This window comes from Ruegeria sp. AF2 (assembly GCF_056542025.1).
The window spans coordinates 322,199-344,636 of record NZ_JBQFZC010000001.1; the positions used below are offsets into that span (position 1 = coordinate 322,199).

Genomic DNA, 22,438 nt, shown 5'->3' on the forward strand with positions numbered 1-22,438 from the left:
CGCGGGATGCTTCTGGCGATTGATTGCGGCAATACCAACACCGTTTTCTCGATCTGGGATGGCGAAAAGTTTCTGTGCACCCTGCGCACCTCAACTCATCATGCCCGCACAGCGGACGCATATTTCACTTGGTATTCAACCTTGGTGAAACACTACGGTATCGAAGCTGATATCTCGGATGTGATCATCGCCTCAACCGTGCCACGCGTGGTGTTCAACCTGCGGGTCTTTGCTGATCGCTTTTTTGGATGCCGGCCGATTGTTGTTGGCAAGCCAGATTGCCTGCTGCCGGTCAATCCGCGCGTGGACGAAGGCACCGTGCCCGGTCCGGACCGGTTGGCCAACGCGGCGGCGGCGTTCGACCGCCATGGCGGCAATGTGGTTGTGGTTGACTTTGGGACGGCTACGAATTTCGACGTAGTCGCAGCCGACGGCGCCTATGTCGGTGGTATCATCGCCCCTGGCGTGAACCTGAGCCTTGAGGCACTGCATCAGGGTGCCGCGGCGTTGCCGCATATCGACATCACGAGGCCCGAAAAAGTGATTGGAACAAACACGGTTGGCTGTATCCAGTCCGGCGTGTATTGGGGATATTCCGGCCTGATCGAAGGGCTGATCTCGCGCGTGAAAGCTGAATACGGAATGGCGATGAAAGTCGTCGGTACCGGTGGCCTGGCGCCTCTGTTTGACCAGGCTGACGTGGGTTTTGACGCTATCGAGGATGATCTGACGATGCACGGGTTGACCGTGATACATCGCTATAACAAGGAAAATGGCTCAACATGAGCAGTGAACGACTGATCTATCTGCCGCTGGGCGGTGCAGGCGAAATCGGCATGAATGCCTATGTCTATGGTTACGGTAAGCCGGGGCAAGAGCGGTTGATCCTTGTGGATCTTGGCGTTGCCTTCCCGGACATGGACACCTCGCCCGGCGTGGATCTGATCTTTGCAGACATCACCTGGTTGAAAGAGCGCGCCGATCAGCTGGAAGCAGTTTTTGTCACTCACGCGCACGAAGATCATGTCGGGGCGGTGGCCCACTGTTATGAGGCTTTAGGCGCGCCGGTCTACGCGCGCGCTTTTACCGCCAATATCGCGCGTCGCAAGATGGAAGAACGCGGCCACCCGACCGAGGCGGTGCAAACTGCGTCTCCATGGCCCGAACAGATCAAGGCTGGCCCGTTTACCGTTGGTTTCCTGCCGGTTTCGCATTCCATCCCTGAAAGTGCAGGGCTCGTTATCGACTCGCCTGCCGGACGCGTGGTGCATACGGGGGATTTCAAGCTCGATTCCAACCCGGTCGTGGGCGAACCATTCGATCCCGATCTGTGGGCCGAGGTGGCAAAGCCCGGCGTCAAAGCGTTGATCTGTGACAGTACCAATGTGTTCTCAAGCCATCCCGGGCGTTCGGAATCCGAAGTCGGCCCCGAGATCACCCGTCTGGTTCAAGAGGCCAGCGGCATGGTCATCGCAACCACGTTTGCCTCGAACGTGGCACGCGTGAAAACGCTGGCAGAGGCGGGACAGAAAGCCGGCCGTTCGGTCGTTCTGCTGGGTCGTGCGATGCGGCGTATGATCGAGGCGGCGACCGAGACCGGCATCCTGACCGATTTTCCAAAGGTTATCAGCGCCGAAGAGGCCGTCGACGTGCCGCGCGCGAACCTGATGTTGATTGTGACTGGCAGCCAAGGCGAGCGCCGCGCGGCCAGCGCTCAACTGGCGCGTGGTAAATATCGCGGGCTAGAAGCGAAAGAGGGCGATCTGTTTCTGTTCTCGTCCAAGACTATTCCCGGCAATGAACGTGGCGTAATCCGCATCATGAACCAGCTCAGTGAGAAGGGCGTGGATGTGGTCGATGACAGCTCTGGTCTGTATCACGTCTCGGGTCACGCCAACCGGCCTGATCTTGAGAAGGTTCACGCTCTGATCGATCCGCAGATGGTCATACCGATGCATGGCGAACACCGCCACTTGCGTGAGCATGCCAAACTGGCCGAAACGGGCGGACGTACTGGGGTTCTCGCTGTTAACGGCACTATGCTGGATCTGACTGGGAATGCGCCCAAAGTGGCGGATTATATCGAGACTGGCCGGACCTATCTGGATGGTACAGTCAAAATCGGCGCCTTGGACGGCGTGGTGCGCGACCGGATTCGCATGGCGCTGAACGGCCATATCACCATCACCGTGATATTGGACGAAGAAGACGAACCGCTGGGTGAGCCGTGGTGCGAAACGATGGGCCTGCCCGAAATGGGATCATCCCGCGCGGGGCTGATTGAGGTGCTGGAAGAGGACCTGAACCAGTTCCTGATGCGTGCGGGCGCAAAGACGCTGCGTGATGACGACAAACTGGAAGAAGGGTTGCGCCGGATCGCGCGCCAGACTGCGCAGGCCGAGATCGGAAAGAAACCAGAAGTGACCGTGGTGGTCAGCCGGATGCGCTAATCCGCGTAGGGCATCGGATAGCCCCGAAGCTGCAGGAAAAGGCTGGCCTCTTCGTTGTTGAGAAAGAAGGGCACGGTTTCAGGCGGGTTCGGGTCCTCTGCACGGGCAGCGACTTCGGCCAGAACAACTTCGGTGATGAAGGGCAGGTCGAACTCTCGCGCTTGGCTGATCTTGACCCATTGCAAATGCGATAGCTCGTTCGAGGCATGGGTGAAGTCGTCAAGATCCCCCTGAATCGCGTCCGCATCGACCAGAAAGAACCTGGCGTCGAACCGGCGGGGTCGCCCCGGCGGTGTGACTGCGCGAAAGACAAATTGCAGTGCTTCTGCAGACGGCAGGTAGCCCATCGCCGCAAAGCTTTGCCAATCGGCCGGGATCGCGCCTTGCCAATCCCCTTGTTGCCCCAGAACAAGCCCGGTTTCTTCCCACAACTCTCGGATCGCCGCGACAGCCAGAGAGGTCTGCAAGTTTGGCGCTGATTGTTGTGACAGGCGATCGGTGCATAGATCGGGCAATGGCGCGCTAAGCGGGATGCCCGCATCGGAAGCATCAACCGCGCCGCCCGGGAACACGAATTTGTTCGGCATGAACGCAGCCTTGGCACCGCGTTGGCCCATCAGGATCGACGGGTCTGTGAACCGATCACGCAATACGATTACGGTAGCAGCATCCCGGATTGCGGTTTTATCCGCCGTCATCCGGCCTTGCCAAACCCGTGCATCCGCCGCGCCCATTGATAGGCGACCACGGCCCCTTTGAGACGGGGCAGAAGGAACAGGGACAGCGCGACGCAGCCGATCGAGAATGCAATCGCCATGGTCCATGGATCGGGACGCCACTGCACATAAGAGACATGAAGGGCGGGTGCCAGAAGGTGCCCCACCAGCAGGATCGTCAGGTAGGCCGGGCCGTCATCAGCGCGATGATGGAACAATTCCTCCCCGCATTCCGAACAGGTGTCATTCACCTTGAGATAGCTGTGCAACAGCGCACCCTCACCGCAATTCGGGCATTTGCACCGGAACCCTCGGATCAATGCGGGTTTTGTTGGGCGGTCTTCTTCGAGCGAACTGTCAATAGTTTGGTCAATCATATGTATCTCGCGCATCTTTCCTGGAGGCATATAGGCAGGATCAGACCCAACGGAAAAGGGGGGTGCGTCGCTTTGTGGCGCTGCTGCTTAGCGTATCATTTTCTATTGGCGTTTCAAATAAAGCAAAAAAAGTTGTGCCGGAAGCGACGGAAACCCGCCCAAGCCGCGTTTGAATAGGTATCAACAGCGGCAAATGGCCGCCAAATTCAGGGAACTATGTAATGAAAACCAAAAGCTTCATTTCGGCAATCGTCGTAGCTGCAGTTACTGTGACCGGCACTTCCGCTTTGGCCAAGGGCCCGCGTGCGACATTTCAGGAACTGGATGCCGACGGGGACGGGCAGGTGACACAGGCCGAGATCGAGACACATCGCAACCAGAAATTCACCGCTGCCGATACGGATGGCGACGGCCAACTGAGCGTCGAAGAAATGCAGGCTGCGGCGCAGACCAAGGCCAACGAGCGTGTCACCAAGATGTTTGAAAAGCACGACGCAAATGCGGATGGTTTCCTTAGCGAAGATGAATTGCCGAAACCGCGCCGCGCCTCCAAGATGTTCGAGCGCATCGATGCCGACGGCAACGGTTCGATCTCAGAACAGGAATACGCGGATGCAAAAGACAAAATGGGCCGGAAACACAAGCGGCATCAGAAGTCGGACACCGACAACAACTGATGCGGGATGGAGGATCTGACCTCTTATCCCGACATCGAGCATGGCGGAACACCTGCCATGCCCGAGCCCAGCGACGAAGAGTTGCTGGGCCGGTTTTCTGATGGCGATGCTACGGCGGCCCGCCTGCTGACCGGGCGGTTGGGGCCGCGAAGTTATTCCGTGGCTTTGCGAATGCTGGGAAACCCAGCCGAAGCAGAGGACGTGACGCAAGAGGCGATGATGCGCCTTTGGAAGATGGCACCTGACTGGGTGCCGGGGCAGGCGCAGTTATCGACCTGGCTCTATCGCGTAACACTGAATCTATGTGTGGACTTGCGCCGGAAAAAGCGGCCTCAAGCGTTGGACAATGTGGCCGAACCCGAAGATGAGACTGCCAGTGTGGTCGACCAGATGCAGGAGAGTGCCCGCAAGGACGCGTTGCAGGCTGCATTGGAGCATTTGCCGGACCGGCAGCGGCAGGCTGTGGTTCTGCGGCACATCGAAGAATTGTCCAATCCCGAAATCGCGGGGATCATGGATATTTCGGTCGAGGCGGTTGAAAGCCTGACCGCGCGTGGCAAACGATCTCTTACCGCGATACTGGCGGGGCGTCGGGATGAACTGGGGTACGAACATGGCTGATCAAGATAACGAACTCGACCATCTGTTTGCACGGGCGCGTGCGGCGCGGGATACGTTTCCTGACGATCTTGCGGTTCGCATCGAAACTGATGCCGAAGCCATACGTCTGGCCCGGATTGCAAGACCGCAGCGGCGGACATGGCGGCAAAAGATAGGCGTTATCGGGGGGTGGCAAGGGTTGAGCGGTCTTGTGGCGGCAAGCGCAGCTGGCGTCTGGATCGGGTTCTCCGCGCCGGCCTTCTTGCCGGACCCTGTTGACTACTTCATCTCACAAGAGACGACCTATCTGATGGCCGATCTGAATTTAGACGAAAACTATCTGGAGGACGCAGAATGAGCGATCATCCCGCACCCAAACGCAAATGGATGCCGATATTGCTGGTTGTCTCTCTTGCTTTGAATCTGCTGATTGTCGGAGTCATTTTGGGTGCGGCATTGCGCTTTAAAGGAAGCGCTCATGCCGATGCGCCTCCGGGATTTGGCCCGGCGCTGTATTATGCGCTGCCAAAGTCGGATCGAAAGGCTCTGAGGGGTGAGTTGTCGGACCTGCGCGGAAAAGGATCACATCGGCGCAAGCAGGATTTTACTGCTCTCAGTCAAGTGCTCAGGGCCGTGCCCTTCGATCCCGCAGCGGTTGCGAGTCTTTTGGCACAGCAGTCGAAGGCAACTGCTGATCTGCAGACTGCGCTTCATCAGCAATGGCTGGCCCAGATCTCGGCCATGAATGATGACCAACGTGCCGCTTACGCGGACCGGCTGGAGGACGTGGTTAAACGCGGCCCGCGCAAACACAAAAAACGGGACTGACTAGTCACGCTGCGCTTTGCCGAATCTGTACCTGGTTGCGGCCCGCTTTTTTGGCGGCATAAAGTGCTCTGTCCGCCGAGCTGATCAATCGACCAACCGGGTCTGTTTCGCCTGGATGAGAGAGTTCGGGCGGGGTACATAATTTCACCCCCACGCTGATCGTTACGGGTACTGGGGCCGGACGATCCGGCAGCTGAAAAGGTTTTTCGCAAATAGTTTCACAAATCTGTTTCGCTTGCTTCAGCGCTTGGTCGGTTGAGGTATTCGGTAGCCCGATCATGAACTCTTCGCCGCCGATACGCGCGACAAAACCGGTTTTTCCTATCACGACTCGCAGCCTTTTCGCGGTTTCGGTCAGAACCAAATCCCCCGCGGCGTGACCGTAACGGTCATTGATTGCCTTGAAGTGGTCCAGATCGGCCAGCATCACAGCGAATCCGTGTTCCGTTTCTGGGGCCTGAAGCGCGATCTGGTCCAGCGCGCGCATCGCATAGCGGCGATTGAACAGTCCGGTCAGCGGATCGATCAGGGATTCGGCCAAATCCCTGCGCAATGTCGCTCGCAATCTGTCGTCTCGGGTCTTGCGGGCGATCAGAGTTTCAAGCCGCAAGCATATCTCATCTGTCTGAAACCCGCCCATGCAGACCGCATCAGCGCCTCGGTCCAGCGCCTCGGCCGCAAGTGCGGGATTACCATCCGGCAACACACCGATCAGCACCGTATTTCGTGTCGCACCGCGCGACCGAAGATCTGCCAGTAGGTTCCGCCCCGAGCTATTCGGTGCAAGCTCAACAACAATCGCGTCCGGGATCGTTCCGGACAGGATGCCTTTGAGATCAGGCAGAGTATGGCCGGTCACACGATGCCGGGTTTGATGGGTCAGAGCATTTCTCCACAACGCGCTGGTTCGAACTGTTTGCGTCAGGATCGCGATCTCTGCCATCGATGGCGGGGCGATCAGCACCTGTGGCGCCTCGCCAAAGCCAATGGTTTGGGCCGAACCTTCGATGTTTAATTCCTGCCGTTCGGCGCGCGTACGTAACAAGCTGCGCACGCGGGCCAATAGAAGTGTATCCTTGAACGGATAGCCAAGCACATCATCCAGCCCGTCCGACAGTGCCTTCAAACGCGCTGCTTTGTCGTTTTGCGGTGCAATCGCAACAATCGGCACATCGATCAGAGCAGGATCTGCCGCCATCACTTTCTTAACATCCGCAGCGCTTCCGTCGGGCAGAGTTTGCGCTGTAAGAACCAGATCAGGCCGTGTCCGCCGCAGCAATGCACCAAGCCCGGCCACTTTCTCACCCTGCACGACATGGTACCAGGCGGCCGTCAACTGAACCTTGAGCATTATGCGATTGGTCGAAACACCGTCGAGGACGAGTATGGTGCCTTGTACAGACATAGCCATTCACCGTTTGATTGCATGCGTTGCTAAAGTGTTTATGAGTCTGGTTAACAAACCCTTTCCAACACAGTGTCCGAGGCCAGTTTATGCCGATCTCCGCCAATTCCGCTGAAACTCTGGCCCTGAATGTGCTGGGCTGGCTGGTGGGAAATGATGAGTTGCTGCCCGTTTTCCTGGGGGCGACAGGTGCCTCGGAACAAGATTTGCGCGACCGTGCGGGTGAGGCTGAATTTCTTGGGTCTGTGTTGGACTTTCTGCTGCTTGACGATTCATGGGTGATCGCTTTTTGTGACGCCAATTCCGTGCCCTACGAAGAGCCGGGTCAAGCCCGTGCCGCGTTGTCCGGAATTTCGGATATGCACTGGACCTAACCCAAAGGAAATTTGTTTCATGGCAATCGACGCCCTCGTGTTCGACAAGGACGGTACTCTTTTTGATTTTGCAGCCACTTGGGGTGCGTTCGGGCGTATCGCGATGCTGCAGCTCTCTGATGGAGATGTGCAACGCGCGACCGAGTTGGGGAAGGCCATCGGATTTGATTTTGAACAAGAGAGCTACGACCCGAATAGCGTAGTCATCGCCGGAACGGTCGATGAAGTTGCTGCAGCTCTGACACCGCATTTGCCTGAGGTATCTCTGGGGCACCTGATCGAAACACTCAACCGGGCGTCAGCGAACGCAGAGCAGATCCAAGCCGTTCCCTTGGCACCATTCCTTGCCGAGCTGCGGCGCGCCGGGCTGAAACTGGGCGTTGCGACGAACGATGCTGAAATGCCGGCCCTGCAGCACCTGCAGTCCGTTGGTGTGCGAGACCATTTTGATTTTGTAGCCGGATATGACAGCGGACATGGTTACAAGCCAGGTCCGGGGCAGCTATTGGCCTTTGCTCAGCATGTCGAGGTCGCGCCATCTCGTGTTGCGATGGTTGGTGACAGTCTTCACGATCTAGAGGCGGGACGCGCCGCAGGGATGGTCACCATCGGGGTTCTGACCGGCATGGCGACGGCCAAAACACTCGAACCGCTGGCGGATGTCGTCTTGCCCAACATCGGGCACATTCCCGGCTGGTTGTCGAAAACCGAATAACCTCGGTTTCAAATCGCCGGGTTAGATAATAAAACCGACAACTCTTGTCGCAGACAGAACGGCGATGCTGAATCTTCGGGGCTTTCATAGGAGTGAAAGCGCGGAGGATGGTGATGGCTGAGAGCAAGACACGCAAACGTCGCGGTGGTGGACGCGCGGGTGCAGCCGCAAGGCGCGGCGCGGCGGTGATCGAGCAGATGCCCTGGAACCCGCCCACAAACATCGACAAGCCAATCGAGCCGTTGGGACCCGAGGGAATCGAAGCGGTTCACGAAGGTGCCATGCGGATTCTCGAAGAGATCGGCATCGAGTTCTACAATCAAGAAGCCATCGGGATCCTGCGCAAGGCGGGCTGTACAATTTCCGGCGACAACGTCCGCATGGACCGGGATTTCGTGATGGAAATGGTGGGCAAGGCGCCCAGCAAATTTACCATCACGCCGCGCAACCCGGAGCATCAGATCGAGATTGGTGGCAGGACCATTCTGTTCGGCAATGTTTCATCCCCACCAAATTATTGGGACATGGAAATCGGAAAAAAAGTGCCCGGCACCCGGCGGATGTGTCAGGACCTGCTGAAGCTGACGCAATACTTCAACTGTATCCACTTTGCAGGTGGATATCCGGTTGAGCCGGTCGATATCCACGCCAGCATAAGGCACCTTGATGTGCTTTATGACAAGCTGACCCTGACCGACAAGGCAATGCATGCCTATTCGCTGGGGAAAGAGCGCGTCGAAGACGTGATGGAGATGGTGCGTATCGCGGGTGGCCTGAGCCATGAGGAATTCGAGGCCACGCCGCGGATGTACACTAACATCAACTCGACCTCACCGTTGAAACACGACCATCCAATGATCGATGGCTGCCTGCGGCTTGCGCGGCGTGGGCAGGCAATTGTCGTGACGCCTTTCACTCTGGCCGGGGCGATGGCCCCCGTGACGATGGCTGGCGCAGTGGCACAATCGCTTGCCGAAGCGCTGTGCGCGATTGCGTTGTTTCAGTATGTTCGCCCGGGTATTCCATGCGTGATCGGGACCTTTACTTCGAATGTCGATATGAAATCCGGTGCGCCTGCATTCGGGACACCGGAATACATGCGCTCGACCCAGATGACTGGGCAGATGGCACGGTATTATGGCTTGCCTATGCGGTCCTCGGGCGTTTGCGCGGCAAATGTGCCCGATGGGCAGTCGGTTTGGGAAACCTCGAATTCCCTTTGGGCGGCGGTGCAGTCAGGCACCAACATGGTATATCATGCGGCAGGCTGGCTTGAAGGAGGCCTTATCGCAAGCCCCGAGAAATTCATCATGGATTGCGAAATCCTGCAGCAGATTCAGCGGTATATGCAGCCGGAACTGACAGCAACGGGCCCGGATGACATCGCCCTTGAAGCGATCCGGTCTGTTGGAAACGACGGGCATTTCTTTGGCATCCAACATACGCAAGATCGTTATACCACCGCATTTTATCAGCCGTTCCTGAGTGACTGGAAAAACTTCGAAGCCTGGGAAGCAGCTGGTGGTATCTGGACTGCGGAACGTGCCCATCGGATGTTCAAGGAGATCGTGCACAATTTCGAAGCCCCGAAGATGGATGAGGCGATCCGCGAGGAGCTGGCCGAGTTTGTTGAGCGCCGCAAGGCCGAAGGCGGTGCGCCGACCGATTTCTGATCGCTGCCCAATCCGCCCTTCAGTTTGGGATTAGATCGGATTCTCATAATCCCGTATCGGATTTTGGGTGTTTGTTAAGCTTTCTGCGATCACTTGAGAGTGTCTTTCAATCTGAGGCGACACATGCACGGGCTGATCAACAGGGCGATCCAATCCTTTGTCTGCGCCACCTACGGGCGTCAATGCTGGTTGCGCGCGACTCATACGGCCGGGCTGGGATTTGACGAGTTCGAGGCGATGTTGATCTATGACACGGAGATATCGACCCGAGTGCTCGACGCTTTGTGCGCTGACTTGAACCGCCCAAAATCCGAATTTCTTGAGGATTTGGGCACTTATCTGGTCTCACACTCGAACATGGAAGATCTACGCAGGTTATTGCGTTTTGGCGGGGTCACCTATTTGGAGTTTCTGCATTCGCTTGATGATCTGTCGGATCGCGTCCGCCTTGCTGTGTCCGATCTGAGATTGCCGGATTTGGAATTGCAGGAACACTCGCCCGGGGAATATCACCTGCATTGCACTCCTGATTTGCCGGGGTATTCCAGCGTCATGACCGGTGTACTGCGAGCCATGGCGGATGACTATGGGGCGTTGGTGATCCTGTCCAATGAAGGGTGCCAAAACGGGGCTGAGTTGATTTCAATCACATTGATCGAAAGCGCGTTTGCCGAAGGGCGTCACTTTGATCTTGGGGCACGTAAATCATGATCAAGACCGCAGATCTTGGACAGTTGCTGGACACCTTATGTCCGATGTTCGTCCTTGTAGATGACATGGGGCGGATCGGGCAGGTTGGACCAACTCTGCAGAAGCTACGCCCGGATCGGCCTATGGTCGGCCAAAGCTTTCTGGATGTCTTTGAACTGGTGCGCCCTCGCTCAATCACGACAGTAGCTGCGCTGATGATGGTGCCGGACCGAAAGCTACACCTTAGGTTTCAAGACCGGCCGCAGACTGCGTTCAAAGGTCTGATCGCGCCGTTTCCTGGCGGTTGCGGGGCGGTCATCAACCTGTCGTTTGGAATTTCGATACTGGATGCGGTACGCGACTATTCTCTGACCAGCACCGATTTCCCGGGCACTGATCTGGCCATAGAATTGTTGTATCTGGTCGAGGCAAATTCTGCCGCGATGGAAGCGTCACGCTCGCTGAACTTGCGTCTGCAAGGTGCGATGCTGGCGGCAGAAGAACAAGCCTATACGGACACGTTGACCGGGCTGAAAAATCGACGCGCGATGGATCATATACTGGGGCATTTGATTTCGTCGAAATCGAGTTTTGCAATGATGCATCTGGATCTGGATTTCTTCAAATCGGTCAATGATCGATTGGGGCATGCTGCAGGGGACTATGTTCTGCAGCAAGCCGCAAAGATCATGCTGGACGTCACACGCAGCGACGACACGGTTGCCCGAGTCGGGGGTGATGAGTTTGTCTTGATTTTTAAGGGCATGAACGATCGTACAAAGCTTGATGGTATTGCAGGGCGCCTGATTTCACGCCTGTGCAAGCCGATGCAGTTCGATGGGGCAACCTGCCGTATATCGGCAAGTATTGGTACAGCACTCTCGACACAATTCGAAGTGCCCAAGGCCGAAGATATTCTTCATGCCGCCGATCTGGCTTTATACGCAGCGAAACGAAGCGGGCGATCCTGCCACCGTTTCTATTGCGAGCTATCGGATGCGCAGCATTCCGGTTGACGCAGGTTGCCCCCCTTTGCTTCGCTAAAGTGTATCCAACATCGCCGCGATGTGTCGCTTGACCTGAGGAAGCTCTGAAATCACGGGCATTACGTGTCCGTGAAAGCTGGCGCGGGCAAGTTCCTCGGGTACATCTTCCAAAACATGGCCTCCGGTGCAGGCAAAAAACGGCAGGCACAGCGCCTTGCCACCGCACCCGGTGGCGGCGTCCGCAATTGATGGGGTTTGCTCAACGAACCCGGTGCGAATGCTATTGAACGCGGTAAGCCGACCCAGATTCTCGGCGAAACCCTTTGCGACAATGGCCGGATTGGCGCTGCGGCCCGAGCCATGTGCAGCGATCACAAGATCTGTGTCCGCCGCGCTCCAAACCCTGTGCGTCAGTTCCTGATGTATGGCCGCTGTAATCAGGGCAGGCAGTTCGGGATCGATACCCATGGGGTCCAGAATCGTGACAGAACGCTGGCCAATCCGCTTTGGCAGAGCGCTGGTGACAAACCAGCCGCGCGCCATGAATAAGGGGTAGATAACCGTGTCGCTGGTCAATCCATCAAGGCAATTTTCCAACGCCTGCGGGGCTGCCAATGTGGCCGACGATACCGAAACCCGTTGACATAACTCATCTACCTCTCGCGCAAAGGCTGCTAGCGCAGCTTCTGCAGGTGCAGGGTCCGAGGGTTGGCCATGGGCGACGATAACGGCGTGTGTCATGCAGGGCTCCGGATAGGTTCTGCGATAGATGTATTGCTGGCAGGCGGAGTCAATGTTGTGTCGGCACTTTCGTCATCCCAAGAGGGTCAGCCACAACCAGACCGTCAATATTGACGCGGTCGTTCCGATCAGAACCGACGACGCGGCCACACGTTTGGCATGTCCGTACATGTTTGCGAAGATGTAGCTATTGATCCCCGGCGCCATCGCTGCGGTAAGAACGCCCGAGCGGAACAGGTCTTGCGGCAACGCCAGAGATGACCCGAAGAACCAAACCAGGCTCGGGTGCAGCATCAATGAGATACAGCAGACGAAAATAATGGTACGCAGATCGCCCTCGGGTCGGTACTTAACCAGCACGCCCCCCAGCGCGAACAGGGCACCGGGCAAGGCCGCGCGGGTGATCAGGTTCAAGGCTTCGTCCACAACTCCGGGTATGGCCAGTCCAGTGAGGTTTACGACAAAACCCAACGAGATCCCAAGAATGAGTGCATTCTTGAACATGGCCGACAGCACGGATTTCAACATCAGCACTCCGCCGTTGCCGCGGTTTCGAAGCACCTCCATCACCGTGATGCCGAGGCAATAGCAAAAGGGTGAGTGGAACGCGATGATTGTGAAGTTGCCAACTAGGTTTTCGACCCCATAGGCGCGCTCGGTAATAGGCAACCCCAAGAGGACCGAGTTTGAAAACAGACAGCAAAATCCAATAGCAACCGAATCCTCCCACGCTCGTCCGAAGATCAGGCGCGCACCGATCATACCAGCGACAAAACACAGGCCAGCTGCTGAATAGAAACTGACCAAAAGCCGAGGATCGAAGCTGGTGCCGAGATCGAGATTGGCAATGGCGAGAAACAGTAGGCAGGGAATGGCAAAGTTCTGCGTGAAACTCATTAACCCATCGATATGGGTTTCGCGAAAATAGCCGAACCTCGTCGCCGTGTATCCGGCACCGATGACCAGAAACACCGGCAGGATGACATCAATCAGGCTTTGTAACATGGCGGCGCCATACGGGGTATCGTAAGCGCGTGCAGCAGCATGCCTTACAGGGCGTGCCGGATCACCATGCCATCATAGGCAGGCGTGATATGATCCGGTGTTTCCGCATCGACCGTCGCATAATCCAGATCGATATGCATGTTGGTCAAAACGGCGCGTTTTGGTTTCAATTGGTCGATCCACTCCAGCGTCTTTTCCAGATGGGCATGTGTCGGATGCGGAGAGCGGCGCAGGGCGTCAATAATCAGGCAATCCAGATTCGCCAGTTCAGTCATGCTCTCATCATAAAGCTCTGCTACATCAGGCAGATAGACGATGTTTCCCATTCTGAAGCCAAGCGCATCAATCGATCCGTGGTTCACGCGAAATGGCCGAAGTGGGATCGTGCCACCAGGGCCGGAAATTTCGAACGGCCCATTGATTGTTTTGAGGTCGAGTATGGGCGGATAGGGCGATCCCTCGGGCTGAACGAAGGCATAGCCAAACCGGCTGAGCAGATCGTTCTGCGTGTCACCATCGGCCCAGACGGGGACGCGGGTTTTCATATTGAAAACGATCATCCGCAGATCGTCGATCCCATTCATGTGGTCGGCGTGGGAATGCGTGTAGACGACACCGTCCAATCGCCCCGTCCCGGTGTCCAGCAATTGGCTACGCATATCAGGTGAGGTGTCGATCAGAACCGAAGTAGTCCCGTCCGGCCCGTCCCGTTCGACCAGTAACGAGCATCGCCGACGCTGGTTTTTCGGGTTTTCCGGATCACAATCGCCCCAATGTCCCCCGAGACGGGGGACGCCACCGGATGACCCGCAGCCCAGAATTGTCAGGCGCAGCTCGCTCATGCAGCCGCCTTGTATGTGGCGGCTTTAGTGAAGAGCCGATCAAAATTGGCCTGCGTTTTTGCGGCGAAATCTGCGTAATCCAATCCGAAGACTTCAGCCCCTTTACGGGCGGTGTGTGCGGTATAGGCGGGCTCATTCCGTTTACCGCGATATGGTGGGGGGGCAAGATAGGGCGCATCGGTTTCGACCAGAATTCGGTCAACAGGGGCCGCAGCGAAGATATCGCGCAGTTCCTGGCTTTTGGGGAAAGCTGTAATCCCGGACATGGACAGGTAAAAGTCTAGATCAAGCGCAGCCCGTGACAGTTCTGCCGATGAAGAGAAACAATGCATGACGCAGGAATAGGGCGCATTGCGATGCTCTTCAGCCAGAATGCGGGCCATGTCGTCATCAGCAGCGCGCGCGTGGATGATCAGGGGCAGGCCAGTGCGCTGAGCGGCCTCGATATGAATGCGCAGTGATTGTTTCTGCACATCCGCCGACTCGGCCGTGTAGTGATAATCAAGGCCGCTTTCCCCAATGCCCACAAATTTCGGATGCTTGGCCAATGCGACCAATTCATCGACTGTGGCCATCGGTTCATCAGCAGCGCTCATCGGGTGGGTGCCTGCGGCGTAGAAGACTGGGGTGTGGGCCTCGGCGATGGCGCGCACAGCGGGTTCGTGACGCAGCCGGGTGCAGATGGTCACCATACGGGTCACGCCGGCCTCGGCAGCGCGGGCGATGATGTCATCCATTTGACCGTCAAAATCCGGGAAATCCAGATGGCAGTGGCTGTCGGTAATTTCGGGGGTGAGGCTCATCAGCTGTGACCGGCGGTTTCCTGTATCTTGAACACCGTATCTAGGACAAGCGAGGCAGGGTCAAGGTTCACCGCCTGCCCATGCCGCGCGCGCGCCGTGATCAGGGCGGCGACCTCGGCCCATTGGCGGGCTTTGTGCGGCGAGTTGGAGAGGCGCGACAGAGTTTCGGCCTCATTCGGGGCGGCCTCGGGTATCGGGGCGGCACCTGTCGCACCAGTCAGAGCCAGCCGCGAGAGCACCACGTCGATCAGCGAAAGCAGCAGATCAAACCGTTCTGCAGCCCCCCGTTGAGCAGCCGTTTCTGCCAGTTTCAGGGCGCGCTGCCGGTCAAGCCGGGGCAGGGTGCCCAGAATGGCAATCAGCTCGGCATAAAGTTCCAGCCCGTCGAGATTGATCAAGCGAACGGCATCGCCCACGGACCCGGCGGCAAGGGCTGCCAAATGCTCGGCCTGTCCAGAGATTTCAGTGCCGGTCTGTGTCAGCGCAGCCTGCATGTCATCGGTGCCAAGGGGCGAAAGCCGCAGCGTGCGGCAACGCGACCTGATGGTCGGCAGCAGGCGGGAAGGTTGGTGTGAAATCAGCAGCAGCGTTGTGCGCGCTGGCGGCTCTTCGAGCATCTTCAGCAGCGCATTGGCCGCGCTGACATTCATTTCATCTGCTGAATCCACGATGACGACCCGGCGACCACCATCGGCAGAGGACAGGCCGAAGAACTTCCCCAGTTTGCGGATATCATCGACAACGATTTCGTTGCGCAGCCGTCCCTGATCGTTGACGGACCGGGCGATTGCGGCAAGGCCGGGCTCGGCCCCCGCCTGGATTCGGTGAGCGACGGGGTGGTCCGGGTCGATGCCTAACGTCTTAGGCGCAGGAGGAGCACCAAACAACCCGCCGTCATCCGCCGGTGGCGTGGCCAGTAAGAACTGCGCAATACGCCAGGCAAGGGTCGCCTTGCCCACGCCGCGTGGCCCCGTTAGCAACCAGCCGTGGTGCAGCCGGTCCGAGTTATATGCGGTCAGAAACGCCTGCTGTGCCGCATCCTGCCCGAAAATCCGTTGGGTTTCGCGTGGATGCGGCGCGCCGGGGGCCTGATCCGGGGTTGGGGTATCGTCGCTCATGTCTGGTCTATCGCAGGGATGTCATGACAATCTCTGTCACATCCCGTGCAACGCTGTCCATGTCCCGATTGCCGTCCACCACGCGGAAACGGTCAGAGAACTCTTGGGCCAGACCTAGAAATCCTGCCCGCATCTGTTGTTGAAGATCCAAACCGAAATCTTCGAACCGCTCTTCTGCACCCTGACGTCCCTTGGCGCGTGACAAGCCGGTTTCCGGGTCCATGTCGATCAGCAAGGTCATGTCAGGTTCTCGACCGATCATCAAACTGTGCAACTGATCCACCAAACCGCGCAGATCGCCGCGCGACAGGCCTTGATACATCCGGGTGCTGTCGGCGAAGCGATCGCAGATCACGACCTTGCCCCCTGCCAGCGCGGGTTCGATCGTGCGTTCAAGATGATCGCGCCGGGCGGCGGTGAACAGCAGAATCTCGGTCTCGGCCGACCAGCGATCCGGATCGCCCTGCAGCACAAGGCTGCGGATCTCCTCGGCCCCGTCCGATCCGCCGGGTTCGCGCGTCAGAACGACGTCGCGGCCTTGACGGCGTAAGTGCTCGGCCAGCAGGCGGGCCTGCGTGGATTTGCCTGATCCGTCAATGCCTTCGAAGGTCAGAAACGTTCCGCGCGCTGTCACATTTGCTCCAGCGGAGTGTTGATCACTTCTTTCAGAACGATGCCACCCACGGTCAACATACGCACGACAAACCCGCCCAAGGGAACATCCTTTTCCGCAACCAGCGGGCGGCGGATTTCGGGCAATCCCTCGGGTTGGATCACAAGCTCGGCCAATTGCTGGCCTTTGCTGACCGGTGCGTTGATAGGGCCGTCATAGACAACCTCGGCCTTGATGTCCTTGTCGCCCAAAACGGGGAACAGCAAGGTCAGATCACCCTCGGGCACCAATCCCACAGTCTTTTCCGCCCCCATCCAAAGCTTGGCCTGGGCTACCGGTTCTTCTGATTTGGCAACTGTCCTCTCGACAAAATTTCGAAACGACCAGTTAACCACGGCCTCAGCCTCCTCTGCGCGCTTGGCAGTGCTGTCGAGCCCTGAAAGAACAAAGACAACCCGTCGGTCGCCTTGTTTGGCAGAACCGACCAAACCATATCCTGCCTCTTGAGTATGGCCCGTCTTGAGGCCATCGGCCCCGATATCCAGCTTCAGCAGCGGATTGCGGTTTCGCGCGTTCGAGGGCGCTCGGCCATCGAATTCGAACTCTTCTTCGGCAAACAGGGGATAGTACTCGGGGAAATCGGTGATCAGCCGGTCGGCCAGAACTGCCAGATCGTGCACTGACATCATGTGCCCAGCAGCAGGCCAGCCGTTGGAATTGGCAAAGTTCGAGTTGTTCATGCCCATCTGCTGCGCCCGCTGAGTCATGAAACGGGCGAATCCGGCTTCGCTTCCGTCGGGGCTGAGCGCTTCGGCGATCACGACACAGGCGTCATTGCCCGAAAGCACGATGATCCCGCGCAAAAGATCCTCGACCCGGACACGATCCTGCGTGTTCAGGAACATGGTCGAGCCGCCATAGCTCATCGCATGCTCCGAGACGGGCAAAGTTTCGTCCAGCGTCAAACGGCCATCGCGCAAGGCTTCAAACGCCACATAAAGCGTCATGAGTTTCGACATGGACGCTGGAGGCAGAGGCTGATCGGCGTCTTTAGACAACAGCACAGTGCCGGTTTTCTGGTCCATCACATAAGCCGCACGCGCGGTGGTGTCGAAGGCATGGGCGGGCAGTGCCAACAGCGCCAACCCGAGGGCCAGTGTGGTGGATCGCAAAGCGGAAAGCATCATGGGCCTCCTGTTTGATCAGTTCTTCGCCGTGAAAGCATCGGTAAACCCAAGGTCTTTCACATCGTTCAACATCGCCCGGCGTTCCGCGCGGGTTGCAACGGGTCCAACCAAAACGCGCCAGACCGACTTGTCCTCGCTTTTCAGTTCCATGACTTCGGCAGCCATGCCATTGCGCCGGATCTTGTCCGCCGCGCTCTTGGCGTTGGATTCTACGCTGAATGTGCCCGCCTGAACAAAAGGTTTTGCCAACCCACTTGTCGTCGCAGCACTCGCCGTCGCTGGTGCCGCCGCCGTTGGTTCAGAGGCCTCGATGGCCGCTGCCGCTCCGGCAATCGGGTCCAGAGGCGTTTCGGTGATTGCGTTAGGGTCTTTCTTTTGCCACCACTTGCGCTTGGCCGGTTTTTCAGCCGGTGCCGTCAGTTCGGGATCCGACAATGCTGCCGTCTGTGTTTCTGACGAAGGGGATTCGGTCTCGGCAGCCGCTGCGGTTGCTGCGCCAGCTGCTGCGACTGCAGTCTCGTCGCTTGGCTTTTTCTGCCACCATTTGCGTTTGGCCGGTTTCTCTGGGGCTGGGGCCTCATTCGCGGCCAATTCACTGGTCGGTGCTTCTGCATTGGTCGGGGCTTCTGCACTGGGCGCATCTTCATCCGACGATGCAACAACGGCAGCCCCGGCAACGACCGCAGCTCCGGTCGCTGCTTCGGTGCTTGGCTTTTTCTGCCACCATTTCCGCTTTTGAGGCTTTTCAGCAGCGCCCGTTTCTGACGCTTCTGCGGTGTCGGTTGTTTCCGAACTCTCTGCACTATCTGTCTCTTCGGCAGGTTCCGCGGCGACAGGTGCAGGGGGTTCTTCAATAGCCTCACGTCGCAACGCGACAACCTGCACCCTGGTTGGAGCACCAGCCAGCATTCCCAATTGCTCGGCAGCGGATGACGAGACCTGCAGCGCGGGTCCCGGCAAATTCCGCTCACGGCGGAACAGTGCACCCGTTACCGATTTGTTGTTGGCTGTATTCTTGATCAGCACCCGTTCGGGTTGAGTCACATTGGGATGCGCCACCCAGATACCACCCAGCGATGGCCGCCCGTCCCACAACCCTGCTTCGGTGACCTGAAAAACCTCGGGGGCTTCAACATCGCGCTGATTGGTCGCGGCAGCCTCGGGGAACAGTTCGAACCGGTTTGTGTTGTCCGCATCTTCGGCGGCCGTATCCTCAGGCGGGTCCTCTGTAGTAAGTAGCCCTTCTTCGCATCCAGCCAATGCTGCCATGGTCACGACCAAAATTGCCAGCCGTTGTGGCCCAAAGCGTGTGCCCGTAGCTCGCTCCATTTTCTCAATCCCTTGCCTGACAAGGCCATTCCGGCCGCGCCCCACCGCGTCATTGCTGGTTCTTGTTGCCAGTCTTGTGCGGTCTTTCCCGCAGATCATAGCGCGGGCATCGGGCCATGGAAAGACTGCTACATTCGCTTCGGCAAGATTTCCCGCTTTATGGCTTGCCACCGCGCTCAACTCGTCATAGACCCAGCCTCACGCGGGGAGGTGGCAGAGTGGTCGAATGCGGCGGTCTTGAAAACCGTTGAACGTGAGAGCGTTCCCAGGGTTCGAATCCCTGTCTCCCCGCCACTCATACCTGTCTCACTTCAGTGGTATTTTCTGACCCGGAATTGTTCCGCAATTCCCGCGAGTTGGCGCGCGTGCTTTCAATCAGAGACGGAGCAGACTGTACATTCAGAGGACAATTCCGGCCCCAGTCTCAGTGGCGCATTTTAGCGGGGTCGCTTTGGGCCAGATTTCCCTGATAACCCGCAATTTACAGGGAATTTTCGCGAAACAGGTCTGAGATCCGTCATTTCACCTGTCGGAACTGTATGTTTTTCAGAGGTTTATGTTGCAAATTCCCTAAAACGTGGAACAGGGAATTCTCTCGTCGGAACAGGGAGTTGTTCCGCCGGATCAGGGAGGGCGAACCCTGCATCAGGGAAGCATGACTGAAGCTATTAAAAGCCGAACAGGCGTTCCTGTTCCGACCAATCAAGTGGGTGGGTCACGCTGACCAGACGCTTAAGCGTGAGTTCGGGCGGCTGTGTGCCGTCGAGAATCGCAGCCTGAATCTTCGGGGAGAGAAAGGCGAGCTGGGCGCGGGTGCGGAGGAAGGCGCCAGGGACGCTTTCGCGGCGTGCGATCTCCATCAGTTGAACTCCGGCTTTTAGATCGCGCGCCCAGCCATGGGCGCGGATCAGCATGGACCGGAGGTGGGGATCAGATTGGGGTGCCATATCTCCGGCGATGACCTTGGCCTCGACGCCGCGGCGGCGCAGACCGAAAGATGCGGTGACGTGGGTGAGATCCGGGTGCAGATGGTCCGCAGCCATGCCAACTGCGCTTGCCAGAGTTTTGGGGTTCAATTCGAGGTCGATCTGACCTGGTTCAATTTTGCCTTTGGCCAGAAGAGCAGCGCCGACCTGACCGCCTTGGCCTTGAAGCCGGATTACTAAATCCGCAACTGAAGTCTGAATTGCCTCCGCTGACCCGGCCTCCGGCTGTGCCAGAACTCGATGCGTGATTGCGGCGTCTTGCAGATGTCTGACGATGACATCAATGACCGCGTTTTCCAGCGCTGGGCCGGGCAGTCGCCAGCCGGAGATATCCTTTCCGCCCGAGATCAGTCTGTTGGAGACATAGTAGCGCAACCGTCGGCCTGTGCGCGTCGTGTGGGTTGGAGTCAACCGATCACCAGTTTCGTCCTGCAGCAGACCGGTGAGCCAGGCCGCGGGGTCAGTGGAGTGTTGGCGCGCATCGGAGCCGCCGCGTGCCCGGGAACGATTAGAGGCCTGCCGCATCTTCTCTTGCACCCGGTCCCAGATGTCCTGGTCGATGATCGCCGGATGTTGTCCGTCCCAGATCTTATCCTTGTGGCGAATTTTGCCGAGATAAACCGGGTTGCGCAGCAGGTAATAGATTTGACCCCGTGACAGCGGACAATCCCCCTTCACGCTGCCATCTGTCCGAACAACCCGTTTTGACCGCAGGTCGTCTGTTGTTGCCCGTTCTTCTACTTTGCGCAGGCAACCCAGCTCGTCATAAAGCCCAAAGAGATGCCGGACCGTTCTGGCCTCCTCCTCATTCACCACAAGCGTTCTTGCTTTTGGATCGGGGTGGCGGTCATAGCCGAGAGGCAGGTTGCCACCCATCCAAAGCCCTTTTTTCTTAGACGCCGCGATTTTGTCGCGGATACGTTCGGTGGTGACTTCCCGTTCAAACTGAGCAAAAGACAACAGCACGTTCAGGGTCAGCCGGCCCATGGATGAGGAGGTATTGAAGGCCTGTGTAACCGAGACAAAGGAACAGTTCGCCTGTTCCAGCCGTTCGACCAGCTTCGAGAAGTCGGCAAGCGACCGGGTCAGCCGGTCAATCTTGTAAACCACCACCATGTCAATACGCCCGGCATCGATCTCTTCAAGAAGGCGCTGCAGGGCAGGGCGCTCTAGGGTTCCGCCCGACAGGCCGCCGTCATCGTAGCGCCCGGGCAGTAGGGTCCAGCCTTCATGTCGCTGGCTGGCGACATAGGCCGCGCAGGCTTCATATTGCGCATCTAGTGAATTGAAGTCCTGGTCCAACCCATCCTCGGACGACTTGCGCGTATAGATGGCGCATCGGATTTTACGGCGCGGGCTCATTTGGCGATCTTTCCGGTGAGCCCGAAAAAACGCGGCCCTGACCAATGCGCGCCGGTTATCTCTCGGGCGATGGCCGAGAGTGAGCGATAGGACCGACTGTTCCAGACAAAGCCGTCTTCTGTAACGTCGACTACATGGGTCACGCTATTCCACTCGCGCAGCAGGCGCCCACCGGGTTTTAGGGCAGGGCATGTCGGCCGGGGTTTCTTCTCAGAGCCCTTTTCCAGCGTGGCTTTGACCTGCCGGGGTAGCCCGCCATGACGGTGGGACTGCATCTCAAAGGCAATGAAACGGCGCAGGAAGGGTTGGCTGAGCATGGCGGGTGCGGGTTGATGAAACAGTTGTTGCCAAAGCGTGACCAGATCCGATCGACCCATGGCGGCGAGATCGGCGACATCGCTCGTCTTGGTCATGACGCTTCTCCAGGTCCCGCCGTCAGGTGATACGTGGATGGTCCTTTTGGTTTGTCGGATGCCCGCCGTTCAATCGTCGCGCCTTTCTTCCGTAACTCACTCAATGCCGCTCGGACCGAATGAGGCTGCCATCCCGTTGCTTTGCAGAGCGCCTCAAGGCTGGCGCCACTCGGGCGACGCAACAAGGCTTGCACCTTGTCAATTTTGGTTGGTTTGGATTTGGACATGTATCGTCTCCTCTGATCTGGGGTCAGCGAGATGCCGAACCCCGGTACTGAGGAGCGCCCGAATGGCGCGGGCGTGGGTTCAGTGATGCGTGGTTCACAGCAACAGTCCAGCTCTTTCTTGGGCAATCCGAAGAGGGCTGTGTTATGCCGGGCGTTGCTGCTGAACCCCCGATTATTCGTCAACAATCTTAATTGGTTACTTTTTGCTTGGGGGTTGCAATTGCAAAAGCCCGCGCATAGATTCTAGCCAGCCCTGCAAGGGACAAGGTCCCACGGGGAGGTGGATACATCTCCCAGGCAGCATTCGGCGCCGCATTTTTT

Annotated in this window: 25 protein-coding genes and 1 tRNA gene; 12 read left to right on the forward strand and 14 right to left on the reverse strand. The window is 57.9% G+C overall.

Annotated features, from left to right (window positions below):
* Window positions 1–6 precede the first annotated feature (6 nt).
* Together ACR0NM_RS01575 and ACR0NM_RS01580 are read left to right on the forward strand one after the other, a co-directional pair.
* Window positions 7–786 carry a type III pantothenate kinase gene (locus ACR0NM_RS01575; RefSeq protein WP_170397028.1) on the forward strand — a complete coding sequence of 260 codons (780 nt, stop codon included), beginning with the start codon at window positions 7–9 and terminating at the stop codon, window positions 784–786.
* A complete protein-coding gene (locus ACR0NM_RS01580; RefSeq protein ID WP_480612902.1) occupies window positions 783–2,450 on the forward strand; it encodes a ribonuclease J in 1,668 nt (555 codons plus the stop codon). The genes ACR0NM_RS01575 and ACR0NM_RS01580 overlap by 4 nt, the downstream gene beginning before the upstream one ends.
* Here ACR0NM_RS01580 and ACR0NM_RS01585 read toward each other — a convergent pair.
* Both ACR0NM_RS01585 and ACR0NM_RS01590 read right to left on the reverse strand, forming a co-directional pair.
* Entirely contained in the window at window positions 2,447–3,148 is a 702-nt protein-coding gene (locus ACR0NM_RS01585) for an NUDIX hydrolase (protein ID WP_480612904.1), read from the reverse strand. The two genes, ACR0NM_RS01580 and ACR0NM_RS01585, sit on opposite strands and share 4 nt — an antisense overlap.
* Window positions 3,145–3,543, reverse strand: a complete 399-nt coding sequence (locus ACR0NM_RS01590) for a DUF983 domain-containing protein (protein WP_170647708.1) — start codon at window positions 3,541–3,543, stop codon at window positions 3,145–3,147. The genes ACR0NM_RS01585 and ACR0NM_RS01590 overlap by 4 nt, the downstream gene beginning before the upstream one ends.
* Window positions 3,544–3,764: 221 nt before the next feature.
* On the opposite strand from ACR0NM_RS01590, the gene ACR0NM_RS01595 reads away from it, so the two are divergent.
* The 4 genes from ACR0NM_RS01595 to ACR0NM_RS01610 are packed head-to-tail and all read left to right on the forward strand — an operon-like array spanning window position 3,765 to window position 5,648.
* Entirely contained in the window at window positions 3,765–4,220 is a 456-nt protein-coding gene (locus ACR0NM_RS01595) for an EF-hand domain-containing protein (RefSeq protein WP_170403961.1), read from the forward strand.
* A 6-nt stretch (window positions 4,221–4,226) separates the two neighbouring features.
* The gene (locus ACR0NM_RS01600; RefSeq protein ID WP_170403958.1) at window positions 4,227–4,841 is read left to right on the forward strand and encodes an RNA polymerase sigma factor; all 615 of its coding nucleotides are present in this window, start codon (window positions 4,227–4,229) and stop codon (window positions 4,839–4,841) included.
* Entirely contained in the window at window positions 4,834–5,178 is a 345-nt protein-coding gene (locus ACR0NM_RS01605) for a hypothetical protein (protein WP_170403955.1), read from the forward strand. Before ACR0NM_RS01600 ends, ACR0NM_RS01605 begins: the two co-directional genes overlap by 8 nt.
* Window positions 5,175–5,648 (forward strand): periplasmic heavy metal sensor, encoded by a 474-nt coding sequence (locus tag ACR0NM_RS01610; RefSeq protein ID WP_170397015.1) that lies wholly within the window; start codon window positions 5,175–5,177, stop codon window positions 5,646–5,648. Before ACR0NM_RS01605 ends, ACR0NM_RS01610 begins: the two co-directional genes overlap by 4 nt.
* Before the next feature lie 4 nt (window positions 5,649–5,652).
* Here the strand turns inward: ACR0NM_RS01610 and ACR0NM_RS01615 are convergent, their stop codons facing one another.
* Window positions 5,653–7,053 (reverse strand): diguanylate cyclase, encoded by a 1,401-nt coding sequence (locus tag ACR0NM_RS01615; protein ID WP_480612906.1) that lies wholly within the window; start codon window positions 7,051–7,053, stop codon window positions 5,653–5,655.
* Window positions 7,054–7,142: 89 nt separating this feature from the next.
* Here ACR0NM_RS01615 and ACR0NM_RS01620 point away from each other — a divergent pair, with 89 nt between their 5' ends.
* The 5 genes from ACR0NM_RS01620 to ACR0NM_RS01640 all read left to right on the forward strand — a co-directional run bounded on the left by ACR0NM_RS01620 (window position 7,143) and on the right by ACR0NM_RS01640 (window position 11,521).
* A complete protein-coding gene (locus ACR0NM_RS01620; protein ID WP_170397013.1) occupies window positions 7,143–7,427 on the forward strand; it encodes a DUF3572 domain-containing protein in 285 nt (94 codons plus the stop codon).
* A 19-nt stretch (window positions 7,428–7,446) separates the two neighbouring features.
* Window positions 7,447–8,142 (forward strand): HAD family hydrolase, encoded by a 696-nt coding sequence (locus ACR0NM_RS01625; RefSeq protein WP_170424087.1) that lies wholly within the window; start codon window positions 7,447–7,449, stop codon window positions 8,140–8,142.
* 113 nt (window positions 8,143–8,255) lie between these two features.
* The gene (locus tag ACR0NM_RS01630; protein WP_170635365.1) at window positions 8,256–9,815 is read left to right on the forward strand and encodes a trimethylamine methyltransferase family protein; all 1,560 of its coding nucleotides are present in this window, start codon (window positions 8,256–8,258) and stop codon (window positions 9,813–9,815) included.
* Window positions 9,816–9,938: 123 nt separating this feature from the next.
* Entirely contained in the window at window positions 9,939–10,526 is a 588-nt protein-coding gene (locus ACR0NM_RS01635) for a heme NO-binding domain-containing protein (RefSeq protein WP_170424083.1), read from the forward strand.
* Window positions 10,523–11,521, forward strand: coding sequence for a diguanylate cyclase domain-containing protein (locus ACR0NM_RS01640; protein WP_480612908.1), 999 nt, complete (start codon window positions 10,523–10,525; stop codon window positions 11,519–11,521). The genes ACR0NM_RS01635 and ACR0NM_RS01640 overlap by 4 nt, the downstream gene beginning before the upstream one ends.
* 24 nt (window positions 11,522–11,545) lie before the next feature.
* On the opposite strand, the gene ACR0NM_RS01645 is transcribed toward ACR0NM_RS01640, so the two are convergent.
* From ACR0NM_RS01645 to ACR0NM_RS01680, 8 genes are all read right to left on the reverse strand, one after another.
* Complete coding sequence (locus tag ACR0NM_RS01645) at window positions 11,546–12,232, reverse strand: CbiX/SirB N-terminal domain-containing protein (protein ID WP_170564972.1); 687 nt, start codon at window positions 12,230–12,232, stop codon at window positions 11,546–11,548.
* A 72-nt stretch (window positions 12,233–12,304) separates the two neighbouring features.
* On the reverse strand, window positions 12,305–13,237 hold the full coding sequence (locus tag ACR0NM_RS01650) for an AEC family transporter (RefSeq protein ID WP_170424079.1): 933 nt from the start codon (window positions 13,235–13,237) through the stop codon (window positions 12,305–12,307).
* Window positions 13,238–13,281: 44 nt separating this feature from the next.
* Window positions 13,282–14,079 carry an MBL fold metallo-hydrolase gene (locus ACR0NM_RS01655; protein ID WP_170511617.1) on the reverse strand — a complete coding sequence of 266 codons (798 nt, stop codon included), beginning with the start codon at window positions 14,077–14,079 and terminating at the stop codon, window positions 13,282–13,284.
* Window positions 14,076–14,882, reverse strand: coding sequence for a TatD family hydrolase (locus ACR0NM_RS01660; protein ID WP_480612910.1), 807 nt, complete (start codon window positions 14,880–14,882; stop codon window positions 14,076–14,078). The genes ACR0NM_RS01655 and ACR0NM_RS01660 overlap by 4 nt, the downstream gene beginning before the upstream one ends.
* A complete protein-coding gene (locus ACR0NM_RS01665; protein WP_480612912.1) occupies window positions 14,882–16,000 on the reverse strand; it encodes a DNA polymerase III subunit delta' in 1,119 nt (372 codons plus the stop codon). The genes ACR0NM_RS01660 and ACR0NM_RS01665 overlap by 1 nt, the downstream gene beginning before the upstream one ends.
* 7 nt (window positions 16,001–16,007) lie before the next feature.
* A complete protein-coding gene (gene tmk, locus ACR0NM_RS01670) occupies window positions 16,008–16,634 on the reverse strand; it encodes a dTMP kinase (RefSeq protein ID WP_480612914.1) in 627 nt (208 codons plus the stop codon).
* Window positions 16,631–17,797: a D-alanyl-D-alanine carboxypeptidase family protein gene (locus ACR0NM_RS01675; RefSeq protein WP_170396992.1), complete on the reverse strand. Its 1,167-nt coding sequence runs from the start codon at window positions 17,795–17,797 to the stop codon at window positions 16,631–16,633. The genes tmk and ACR0NM_RS01675 overlap by 4 nt, the downstream gene beginning before the upstream one ends.
* 18 nt (window positions 17,798–17,815) lie before the next feature.
* The gene (locus ACR0NM_RS01680) at window positions 17,816–19,129 is read right to left on the reverse strand and encodes an SPOR domain-containing protein (protein ID WP_170396990.1); all 1,314 of its coding nucleotides are present in this window, start codon (window positions 19,127–19,129) and stop codon (window positions 17,816–17,818) included.
* 204 nt (window positions 19,130–19,333) lie between these two features.
* On the opposite strand from ACR0NM_RS01680, the gene ACR0NM_RS01685 reads away from it, so the two are divergent.
* Window positions 19,334–19,423 (forward strand) — tRNA-Ser (locus ACR0NM_RS01685).
* A gap of 374 nt (window positions 19,424–19,797) precedes the next feature.
* On the opposite strand, the gene ACR0NM_RS01690 is transcribed toward ACR0NM_RS01685, so the two are convergent.
* From ACR0NM_RS01690 to ACR0NM_RS01700, 3 genes are read right to left on the reverse strand one after another with little or no spacing between them, the layout of a single operon-like run.
* Complete coding sequence (locus ACR0NM_RS01690; RefSeq protein WP_480612916.1) at window positions 19,798–21,477, reverse strand: recombinase family protein; 1,680 nt, start codon at window positions 21,475–21,477, stop codon at window positions 19,798–19,800.
* On the reverse strand, window positions 21,474–21,890 hold the full coding sequence (locus ACR0NM_RS01695) for a DUF2924 domain-containing protein (protein ID WP_480612918.1): 417 nt from the start codon (window positions 21,888–21,890) through the stop codon (window positions 21,474–21,476). Before ACR0NM_RS01695 ends, ACR0NM_RS01690 begins: the two co-directional genes overlap by 4 nt.
* Entirely contained in the window at window positions 21,887–22,117 is a 231-nt protein-coding gene (locus tag ACR0NM_RS01700) for a DUF3489 domain-containing protein (protein WP_480612920.1), read from the reverse strand. Before ACR0NM_RS01700 ends, ACR0NM_RS01695 begins: the two co-directional genes overlap by 4 nt.
* Window positions 22,118–22,438 lie beyond the last annotated feature (321 nt).

Excerpts from the sequence above, each read along its gene's own strand:
- ACR0NM_RS01575 (WP_170397028.1), top strand. The coding sequence starts at position 7 with ATGCTTCTGGCGATTGATTGCGGCAATACCAACACCGTTTTCTCGATC.
- ACR0NM_RS01580 (WP_480612902.1), top strand. The coding sequence starts at position 783 with ATGAGCAGTGAACGACTGATCTATCTGCCGCTGGGCGGTGCAGGCGAA.
- ACR0NM_RS01585 (WP_480612904.1), bottom strand. The coding sequence starts at position 3,148 with ATGACGGCGGATAAAACCGCAATCCGGGATGCTGCTACCGTAATCGTA.
- ACR0NM_RS01590 (WP_170647708.1), bottom strand. The coding sequence starts at position 3,543 with ATGATTGACCAAACTATTGACAGTTCGCTCGAAGAAGACCGCCCAACA.
- ACR0NM_RS01595 (WP_170403961.1), top strand. The coding sequence starts at position 3,765 with ATGAAAACCAAAAGCTTCATTTCGGCAATCGTCGTAGCTGCAGTTACT.
- ACR0NM_RS01600 (WP_170403958.1), top strand. The coding sequence starts at position 4,227 with ATGGAGGATCTGACCTCTTATCCCGACATCGAGCATGGCGGAACACCT.
- ACR0NM_RS01605 (WP_170403955.1), top strand. The coding sequence starts at position 4,834 with ATGGCTGATCAAGATAACGAACTCGACCATCTGTTTGCACGGGCGCGT.
- ACR0NM_RS01610 (WP_170397015.1), top strand. The coding sequence starts at position 5,175 with ATGAGCGATCATCCCGCACCCAAACGCAAATGGATGCCGATATTGCTG.
- ACR0NM_RS01615 (WP_480612906.1), bottom strand. The coding sequence starts at position 7,053 with ATGTCTGTACAAGGCACCATACTCGTCCTCGACGGTGTTTCGACCAAT.
- ACR0NM_RS01620 (WP_170397013.1), top strand. The coding sequence starts at position 7,143 with ATGCCGATCTCCGCCAATTCCGCTGAAACTCTGGCCCTGAATGTGCTG.
- ACR0NM_RS01625 (WP_170424087.1), top strand. The coding sequence starts at position 7,447 with ATGGCAATCGACGCCCTCGTGTTCGACAAGGACGGTACTCTTTTTGAT.
- ACR0NM_RS01630 (WP_170635365.1), top strand. The coding sequence starts at position 8,256 with ATGGCTGAGAGCAAGACACGCAAACGTCGCGGTGGTGGACGCGCGGGT.
- ACR0NM_RS01635 (WP_170424083.1), top strand. The coding sequence starts at position 9,939 with ATGCACGGGCTGATCAACAGGGCGATCCAATCCTTTGTCTGCGCCACC.
- ACR0NM_RS01640 (WP_480612908.1), top strand. The coding sequence starts at position 10,523 with ATGATCAAGACCGCAGATCTTGGACAGTTGCTGGACACCTTATGTCCG.
- ACR0NM_RS01645 (WP_170564972.1), bottom strand. The coding sequence starts at position 12,232 with ATGACACACGCCGTTATCGTCGCCCATGGCCAACCCTCGGACCCTGCA.
- ACR0NM_RS01650 (WP_170424079.1), bottom strand. The coding sequence starts at position 13,237 with ATGTTACAAAGCCTGATTGATGTCATCCTGCCGGTGTTTCTGGTCATC.
- ACR0NM_RS01655 (WP_170511617.1), bottom strand. The coding sequence starts at position 14,079 with ATGAGCGAGCTGCGCCTGACAATTCTGGGCTGCGGGTCATCCGGTGGC.
- ACR0NM_RS01660 (WP_480612910.1), bottom strand. The coding sequence starts at position 14,882 with ATGAGCCTCACCCCCGAAATTACCGACAGCCACTGCCATCTGGATTTC.
- ACR0NM_RS01665 (WP_480612912.1), bottom strand. The coding sequence starts at position 16,000 with ATGAGCGACGATACCCCAACCCCGGATCAGGCCCCCGGCGCGCCGCAT.
- ACR0NM_RS01675 (WP_170396992.1), bottom strand. The coding sequence starts at position 17,797 with ATGCTTTCCGCTTTGCGATCCACCACACTGGCCCTCGGGTTGGCGCTG.
- ACR0NM_RS01680 (WP_170396990.1), bottom strand. The coding sequence starts at position 19,129 with ATGGAGCGAGCTACGGGCACACGCTTTGGGCCACAACGGCTGGCAATT.
- ACR0NM_RS01690 (WP_480612916.1), bottom strand. The coding sequence starts at position 21,477 with ATGAGCCCGCGCCGTAAAATCCGATGCGCCATCTATACGCGCAAGTCG.
- ACR0NM_RS01695 (WP_480612918.1), bottom strand. The coding sequence starts at position 21,890 with ATGACCAAGACGAGCGATGTCGCCGATCTCGCCGCCATGGGTCGATCG.
- ACR0NM_RS01700 (WP_480612920.1), bottom strand. The coding sequence starts at position 22,117 with ATGTCCAAATCCAAACCAACCAAAATTGACAAGGTGCAAGCCTTGTTG.